Genomic DNA, 391 nt, shown 5'->3' with positions numbered 1-391 from the left:
GAGCAGACCTGGCCATAGAGATCGCCGGAAAAATCGAAGAGCACGGTCTCCAGCAGGGCAGAGCCGTTATCGGTCACGGTCGGCCGATAACCGAAACTCGCCACGCCATCATAGAGCGCGCCGTCGGCGGTGCGGAAGCGAACGGCATAGATGCCAGGGCGCAACTGCGTCTCCGGCGGCAGTGCCATATTCGCGGTCGGGAAGCCCAGCGTGCGGCCGAGCTTCGCACCATGGATCACTTCCGCCTGCACCGTGTAACGATAGCCGAGCAGGCCGGCGGCCTCAGAGACATCACCTTCGGCGATCCGCTCTCGGATATGGGTCGAAGAGACGACGTAGGTATTTTCGTCGCGAAAGGCGTCGAGAAGCTGGACGCCGAACCCGTGCCGGC

1 protein-coding gene is annotated in these 391 nt (G+C 63.4%); it reads right to left on the bottom strand.

All coding sequences use genetic code 11. The features are described from left to right. The coding region (locus tag AC1D0P_RS31280) for a riboflavin kinase (RefSeq protein WP_477680278.1) at positions 1–391 on the bottom strand (391 nt) is incomplete at both ends.

This window comes from Polaromonas sp. P1_G2, from assembly GCF_056405515.1.
The sequence above is the reverse complement of the archived record's forward strand: the minus strand, read 5'-3'. Positions and strand labels throughout refer to the sequence as shown.